The organism is Pseudomonas duriflava, from assembly GCF_007830155.1.
Lineage (GTDB): Bacteria > Pseudomonadota > Gammaproteobacteria > Pseudomonadales > Pseudomonadaceae > Chryseomonas > Chryseomonas duriflava.
The window spans coordinates 1-1,597 of the sequence record NZ_VLKY01000060.1; the positions used below are offsets into that span (position 1 = coordinate 1).

The 1,597-nt window shown below is 50.3% G+C and carries 2 protein-coding genes; one reads left to right on the forward strand and one right to left on the reverse strand.

Annotated features, from left to right (window positions below):
• Positions 1-318, forward strand: a 318-nt coding sequence (locus IQ22_RS23055) for a tyrosine-type recombinase/integrase (protein WP_425298895.1), incomplete at its 5' end; no start/stop codon positions are given.
• Between the two features lie 838 nt (positions 319-1,156).
• On the opposite strand, the gene IQ22_RS23060 is transcribed toward IQ22_RS23055, so the two are convergent.
• Complete coding sequence (locus IQ22_RS23060; protein ID WP_145146124.1) at positions 1,157-1,450, reverse strand: DUF7716 domain-containing protein; 294 nt, start codon at positions 1,448-1,450, stop codon at positions 1,157-1,159.
• Between the last annotated feature and the right edge of the window lie 147 nt (positions 1,451-1,597).

A 1,597-nucleotide genomic window follows, 5' to 3' on the forward strand; every position in this document is an offset into this window, starting at 1 on the left:
CCCAATAGCCGCCGCACAGGCTGTATTCCCGGCAATGCTATTGGTCGCGTATTAGGTACCTTAAAGGTTCACATGGCCGTCCCGCATGGCTTTCGTGCAACCTTTAGAACCTGGGCAGCCGAGACCACGAACTATCCGCGCGAGGTATGTGAAATGGCGCTGGCGCATACGCTGGGCAGTAAGGTAGAAGCGGCTTATAACCGTGGAGACTTGCTAGAGAAGAGAAGGGGGCTGATGGAGGAGTGGAGCGGTTTCCTTTATAGACATCATGAGCTGACTTCAAAAGCAATTACAGACCTTGCGGCTGCGATCGCGTAAGGCTGTTCAATAGTTTTTTCAGAGCTTTATTATCAAAATGCACCCAGTCAGATAAAGAGGCTGACCCGTTTTTTGGATTGGTTATTTCAATTGCAATTGGGCATTAACTTAGTTCCGTACAGCACCATTTGCAATGAATGAGTCGACATCAAATTTCTTCCACACGTATCTGAAACTAACGACCCAAAGTGGTACCAGAAGCGCCGCGAACACGCTAAAGCCGACCATCATCATCAACATTCCTTTCCCAAAGTCGATTGAGTCCGGTGGATCGGGCGCGGGGAAGTTGGCAACAAAGGGTAGTGCGAATATTGCGACAACCCCCAGCAGAGCCGCTGCAAGGAAGGCGATACCTCCCGACAAAAGCGCTGTCAATGTGTATGCGAGCAAGAGTCTCATATGATGTCTAACGTATAATTATGGAGCTGGCTTGATCGCGCCCCAAAGAGCGAAGCGAACGGTTTGAACCAGTAGTTAGGCGCGCACACGATTGAGGAAAATTCTTTCATTAGACAACCATGCTCGACGGTACAAGATGAAGCTCAAAAATGCCGATAGAAGAAGGAAGACCGGCCATATCAAGCCAATTCGCCATTGTCCGAAAATTGCAAAGTGATATAGGAGACCTACGAACATGCCTGCGCTGGTGGCCGCACCTGACCACATGAATACTCCGCCGCGTATGAATGCCGTACGGCCGAACTGACGAAAGTGGCCCCAAGTGTCGAAATGACTTTGAGGAGAAGTATTGCTGAGCCTTAGGGCTAGCCAGTTCATATTGAGTGCCTAACACCTGAGTTAAGCCGCTCCGCGAAATGGCGTCGGCTTGGACGAGTTGTTAAGCATCATACTCCCAGTCCGGAAAGGCATCATTCTCTGCATAAAACAGGATAAAAGAGGCCTTTCGCTCAGGAGCAATCGGTTTCCTTTCGAACACCTCACAAATTTCTTGTGCAGTTGAAACCTCGAGGAAGTACTCGTAGCCAGCCCGTATGGCCTCTTCCGGAAAGCGATAGTCTTCAGTCATTGGAAACAGAGCAACCTCACATTCCTCCCTCCACGGACGGCGAGCACCGATGAAGCAGGTGTCGTCGAGAGTCTCAAGGGTGGCTGTAAGGTCAATGAGCTTCATCTGCGTATAAGCCTGATCAAATGCCTAACCCTGGAGTTAAGCCGCCGCGCGTAGCGCGGTTGGCTTGAAGGCTGTAATGGACTCTCCCTGCACCACATTTCTTCTATAACACAGTGGTGACTGTTCGCTGGGAGAGGTGCGATGAAA

Excerpts from the sequence above, each read along its gene's own strand:
- IQ22_RS23060 (WP_145146124.1), bottom strand. The coding sequence starts at position 1,450 with ATGAAGCTCATTGACCTTACAGCCACCCTTGAGACTCTCGACGACACC.